Source organism: Hominiventricola sp. (assembly GCF_057604405.1).
Genome location: NZ_DBLYVB010000045.1, coordinates 1 through 5,673, shown reverse-complemented (window position 1 = coordinate 5,673; position 5,673 = coordinate 1). Strand labels below are relative to the sequence as shown.

Annotated in this window: 5 protein-coding genes and 1 pseudogene; 5 read left to right on the top strand and 1 reads right to left on the bottom strand. The window is 41.7% G+C overall.

Features of this window, described 5'->3' with window-relative positions:
• Positions 1–225 precede the first annotated feature (225 nt).
• The 4 genes and pseudogenes from ACZMB2_RS13540 to ACZMB2_RS13525 all read left to right on the top strand — a co-directional run.
• Positions 226–405: a GmrSD restriction endonuclease domain-containing protein gene (locus ACZMB2_RS13540; RefSeq protein WP_487597126.1), complete on the top strand. Its 180-nt coding sequence runs from the start codon at positions 226–228 to the stop codon at positions 403–405.
• Positions 406–1,114: 709 nt separating this feature from the next.
• Complete coding sequence (locus ACZMB2_RS13535; protein WP_178292136.1) at positions 1,115–2,059, top strand: NmrA family NAD(P)-binding protein; 945 nt, start codon at positions 1,115–1,117, stop codon at positions 2,057–2,059.
• Positions 2,060–2,079: 20 nt separating this feature from the next.
• Positions 2,080–2,274 (top strand): hypothetical protein, encoded by a 195-nt coding sequence (locus tag ACZMB2_RS13530; RefSeq protein ID WP_487597125.1) that lies wholly within the window; start codon positions 2,080–2,082, stop codon positions 2,272–2,274.
• Positions 2,275–2,286: 12 nt separating this feature from the next.
• A pseudogene (locus ACZMB2_RS13525) lies at positions 2,287–3,429 on the top strand (aminomethyl transferase family protein); the annotation flags it as partial.
• A 311-nt stretch (positions 3,430–3,740) separates the two neighbouring features.
• Here the strand turns inward: ACZMB2_RS13525 and ACZMB2_RS13520 are convergent.
• Positions 3,741–4,619, bottom strand: a complete 879-nt coding sequence (locus tag ACZMB2_RS13520; protein WP_487597124.1) for a helix-turn-helix transcriptional regulator — start codon at positions 4,617–4,619, stop codon at positions 3,741–3,743.
• A 140-nt stretch (positions 4,620–4,759) separates the two neighbouring features.
• On the opposite strand from ACZMB2_RS13520, the gene ACZMB2_RS13515 reads away from it, so the two are divergent.
• Positions 4,760–5,673, top strand: a 914-nt coding sequence (locus ACZMB2_RS13515; RefSeq protein ID WP_487597123.1) for an alpha-amylase family glycosyl hydrolase, incomplete at its 3' end; no start/stop codon positions are given.

Below are 5,673 nucleotides of genomic sequence, written 5' to 3'. Positions count from 1 at the left end.
ATTATGGGATGGGACTATTTTTTGCAAAAACTGTGGCTGAAAAATATGGTGGAGGTATTAAACTTTCAAATTCTGAAAATACAGGTGGGGCGAGGGTAGAATTGATGATGTTTACAAGGAAGTTCTTGAGCAGGCAGAGAACTTCAAGAAATATGCGAATTAAAAACTGATTGTATCAGGAGTAATTTTCAGAAGATAGAACTTAGAAGAGAAAGGAATTGGGTTATGTCAAAATTAAATGTTGACCAAAAAACAATAAAAGATTTATTTCAGAGTAAAAAATCGGACTTTTTAATACCAGATTATCAAAGACCTTATGCTTGGGGCGAAGCTGAATGCAGAACGCTTTGGGACGATATATTTTCATTTGCTGTTCGTCAGGATATATGGATTCTGTCGGTGTAAAGCCGAAATTGATAACCTCGTCCCAGAGAGTTCCCTCGATTTTTCCTGAAATTTCCCGGTATAATGCAGCAGCTTTCCGGTTGGAGAAAAAAGGGCAATCGGGTTGCAAAGAAAAGTGGCCGCATAATCAAGCAGATCTGAAACATCTTTGTTTTCGATAATTATCTTTAGGCATTGCTCATACCAGGCATAGTACTTATCAAAAATATCCAGAAACTCACGGAATACCTTATGAAAAGGCTCGTCCGTATATAAGATGGCGGCATACTCCATCCAGGAAGGGTTTATCTGTCCCTCCTTTGATCCGGTTTTGGTACAGAAAATCATTATCGATTATTTCCATGGAATCATCAAGTATGCGGGCATGCCGGAATAATTGATCTAAGCCCGTAGATTTATAAAAAATCCTGTATTTATCAGGAATCCAGTCAAGGATGACAGAAATGCTCATAGATTTCATTGCAAAAAACTCCTTTGGTTATTTTTGACGAAAAAAGACGGTATAAATGAATTATATAACCAATGACGGGAGATGGAAACTGCTTTACTATAAATATATAGGAAACACTGTTCAGGCGCCGACAGTTAGAGAGGAGATAATATAATTCAGACAAAAGGAGGGAGGCAATAAAAAGAGCTGAGGGAGCATCCTATAAAGGGGTATCGATTTTTTAATATTATAACTATATAGTTGAAAGGATTATTTTTTATGAAAAAGATATTGTTAAATGGAGTAGACGGAAATTTTGGAAGCAGATCAGCCCGTGTATTGCTGGAAAAATATCCTCATGAAGCTTTGATTTTTACGGCTCCAACAAAAAATGGTCTTGAAAAATACCAGGCAATGGGCATTGAAACCAGAATTGCCGATTTTAACAATGCGGAAAAACTGACGGAAGCATTTAAAGATGCGGATACAGTTATTCTGATCTCCATGCCATTCGTTGGACCGAAAAGAAGAGCGGCACATAAAATTGCAATTGATGCGGCTGTGGCGGCAGGTGTAAACAAACTGGTTTATACATCGATTGTAGGAGCTGGACATGAGGATATCAATGCTTACGAAGTAAACGATCATGTATGGACCGAAGGGTATATCAAAAAACAGCCTATCCATTATTTGATTCTTCGGGATTCCCAATATGCGGAAGCAATGGTCTCCACATTTGTGGAAGCAGTTGAAAATACAAACGGCATCATCCGCAATAACATGGGAGATGGGAAAATGGCATTTGTTTCGAGGGATGACTGTGCGCTTGCGGCGGCCTGCGCGGCAATGTCTGATTGGGAAGACCGAATTGTTGATATAAATGGAGCCGAGCTTCTGACAATTGCACAGTACATGGCAATCGCCTCGGAGGTTACGGGTAAAAAGACGGAATATCAATATATCAACGATGATGAGATGTATGAGTTCTTTGACTCCATCGGCGTTCCAAGGACAACGGAGGAAATGTGGGCGGACACGGCGAAGAACTTCCCATTTTGCTCAGATGGAATGGTGTCCTTTGGCAGGGCAATCCGTCTGAATCAAATGAGTACATTTACAGATGATTTTGAAAAGCTGACAGGGCAAAAGCCCATCACGGTAAGAGAAATGTTTGAAGATATGGAAAATCATTTAATCGGAACAAGAACATCTACAGATAATTAAAAACAGTAGGAGGACGAAAAATGGCAGAAATGATGAATCCGGCGCTGGAAGGCGCCACCTTATTGTTCCCACAGGGATCTTTTATTACGGCATATGCTTATACGGGCGTGGAGGATGAGATCAAGGCATATCAGACCAGCGCATGGATTGGAACGGCGCTTATGACATCCCCCATTTATGATGTATACGGACCGGATGCCGTTAAATTAATGTGACAGGTCTGTACAAATGATTTTACCACGCTGGGAATGAACGGCATACGCCATGCCGTAATGTGCAATGAGAAAGGTCAGATTCTGACAGACGGCGTTGTAATCCGTATCGGAGAAGATCGTTACAGAACCTACTGGCTTGATCCGGTGATCTCTTATTATGTCAATACATCAGATCTGGATGTGCATGGCGAAAACATGAGCGGAAAGGAATATTTTATCCAGATTGACGGTGAAAAGTCCTTAGAGATTCTGGAAAACGCATTCCAGGCCAATCTTCACGACATCAAATTCGGCAGACATAGAATCCAGGAGGTAAACGGAAAACAGGTACGCATCATCCGGCTTGGCATGTCCGGCAATCTTGCTTATGAAATTCACGGAGATATGGCGGATTATGCGGAGATCTACAATCTGGTATGGGCGGCAGGTGAAAAGCTGGGAGCAAGAAAGCTTGGGCTCCAGGCTTATAACATGTTTAATCATACGGAGGCCGGATTCCCGAATATCAATCTTCACTATCCGCTTCCGTGGCTGGAAACCAGCGAGAAAATGACAGAATATATGCGCACAGTGCCTCAGTTATCCATGTTCAATCTCAATCGAAAGCTTCTCGGAAGTGTGGGGGATGATCTTCAGGCTCGCTTTGTTACTCCCTATGATGTGGGATGGGATTTCCTGATTAAATACAATCATGACTTCATTGGAAAAGAAGCCCTCCTTGAAATGTCGAAAAAGCCCCAAAAAAAATGCGTAACCCTGGAATGGAACGCCGAGGATGTGGCAGAAGTCTTTGCAACCATGCTCAGACCTGGGGAAGAACCCTGCGAGGATATTACCAAACCATGCGCTCTTGAATACTATTTCTGTGTCAGAGAGTTTGGTTTTGAGTACCGGGCGGATAAGGTGCTGGCTGCAGATAAGGAGATCGGGATCACAAGCGGAAAAATCATCTCTTATACCTATAACAGCATGATTTCTCTGGCCTTTATTTCCGCAGAATATGCCAAAGAAGGGACGGAGCTTGAAATACTCTGGGGAACGCCGGGAACCCGCCAGATGAAGGTTCGCGCAAAGGTTGCCAGATTCCCGTATAATCAGGATTATATCCGTAATGAAAAGCGGGATGTTTCGGATATACCTGTTTTTGAAAGATGAAACCGGAGATGATTACATAGGGAAAATAAAATTTATGTGTTCCCCTGCAGAGTTTTCAAGCTTTGCAGGGGATCTGCTGTTTACGGGTTTATTCTTTTAACTTAATACATATATTTTCTTCTAGCTGGCTCTTTCATGTTTCGTGATCGACAGTTATGCGTAGAGTTCGTCCAACAATCACACAGGCGCTCCAGATGGTTCGAGAAAGTAAAGCAAAAAACTTATAATAGCAGCAGTACGAAGCTTGATTTTCATCGGGAAAGTAAGAAAAGATCCAACCACAAGGGTATTGATTCATGAAATAGCTTTATTTATTCTGGCATCTTCCGGCTTCTGTATTTTTTGGGGGTGATTCCTTGGTATTCTTTGAACTTACGAATGAAATAGCTGATGTTGTCAAAGCCACAGTTAATGGCAATATCAGAAACATACAGTGAGCTGTCATCCAAAAGGATGGCGGCTTTTTTGATGCGGTATTCATTCAGGAAGGCGAACGGTGTCTTGCCCATTTCCTGATGGAAATATTTGCAGAAATAGGTCGGGCTCATGCAGGCAATGTCAGCAAGTTCTTTTAATGTAATTTCTTCGGCGTAATGTGACCGGATAAAATCAAGCACTTCCTTCAGCTGATTCATGGAGGAGAGCTGCTTTCCGGTAGTCTGGTTCTGTATAAGAATTTCTGTGCGGAAACAGAGTTCCAGAATCTGCAGAAGACAGATCTTAATTTTGAGAAGTGCACATTGTTCCGGGTGGTGGTAATTATAGATCATTGCAAGAAAAAGCTGTCGGAGACTTTCTTGTTCTTTCTGACTGATGGCACTGGAGATGTTGTTTGGGAAGAGCAGTTTCTTCTGTGTGATTGGCTGGATAAAATTGTGCTGACAGGCATCATACAAATCAAAATTAAGTAATTGGGGATCGAAAACGATTGCATGATGCAGGGAATGGTTGTGTGTGCTTAATTCATGCAGTTCACCAGAGTTGATGAAATAGAATTCACCGGCTTTCATTTCATAAGGGGTTCCGGCAATGATTCCGTGCATAGTTCCTTCCTCAATATAGAGAAATTCCAGTTCCTCATGCCAGTGGGCAGTAACGGAATAGAAACCGTTCTTATCTTTATGAGAATAAATCTGTAAGGGGAACATAGGGGTTCCGTGAAAATTTGTCTCTTTTAAGGAACCTAACATGAGAGATCTCCTTTCTTGCACAGACGCGTGGATGAACTGTTGCATAATATTGTGTTATTTTTTGATAAAATAATGAAAGTATCCTTTTATTTTTTGTATTATACTTGGTTCGAATAAAAAAAGCAAGAAGGGGACATAAGATGGAGAAGAAATGGTGGCAAAGCAGTGTCGTTTATCAGATCTATCCTCGGAGTTTTGCCGACAGCAATGGGGATGGAATGGGGGATATTCCAGGAATTACAGGGAAAATTGAATATCTGAAAAAACTGGGAGTCAATGTACTCTGGATCTGTCCAATCTATCAGTCACCGCAGGATGACAATGGATATGATATCTCTGATTATCGTACGGTTTACCCGGAATTTGGAACAATGGAAGATATGAAGATATTGATACAAAAATGTCAAGATAATGATATCAAAATCATTATGGATCTGGTAGTGAACCATACATCAGATGAACATCCATGGTTCATAGAAGCAAAGAAAAGCTTGGATAATCCATACCGGGACTACTACATCTGGAGGAAAGGTGAAGATGGACAGCCACCGAATGATCTGATGTCAAATTTCGGTGGAAGTGCATGGGAGTATTCGCCGGAGACGAATGAGTATTATCTGCATTTTTACAGTAAAAAACAGCCAGATCTGAACTGGGAGAACCCGAAGCTGAGGCAGAAAATTTATGACATGATGAATTGGTGGTTGGATCAGGGGATTGCAGGTTTCCGTATGGATGTGATTGATCTGATTGGAAAGATACCGGATCAGAAGATCAAAGAGAATGGGCCGATGCTTCATAAATACCTGCATGAGATGAACGAAGCGACCTTTGGTCACAGGGACAGCATGACGGTTGGTGAGTGCTGGGGGGCGACCCCGGAGATTGGAAGATTATATACGGATCCGGAAAGGAAAGAACTTAGTATGATCTTCCAGTTTGAACAGATTCAGCTGGATAAGAAACCGGGCGGACAGAGATGGGATTTGAAACCACTTTATCTGCCGGATCTGAAGTGTGTTTTCAGCAAATGGCAGACAGAGTTAGAAGGTCA

Bases quoted from the DNA above. Each gene is read 5' to 3' on its own strand.
- ACZMB2_RS13535 (WP_178292136.1), top strand. From the start codon at position 1,115: ATGAAAAAGATATTGTTAAATGGAGTAGACGGAAATTTTGGAAGCAGA.
- ACZMB2_RS13530 (WP_487597125.1), top strand. From the start codon at position 2,080: ATGGCAGAAATGATGAATCCGGCGCTGGAAGGCGCCACCTTATTGTTC.
- ACZMB2_RS13540 (WP_487597126.1), top strand. From the start codon at position 226: ATGTCAAAATTAAATGTTGACCAAAAAACAATAAAAGATTTATTTCAG.
- ACZMB2_RS13520 (WP_487597124.1), bottom strand. From the start codon at position 4,619: ATGTTAGGTTCCTTAAAAGAGACAAATTTTCACGGAACCCCTATGTTC.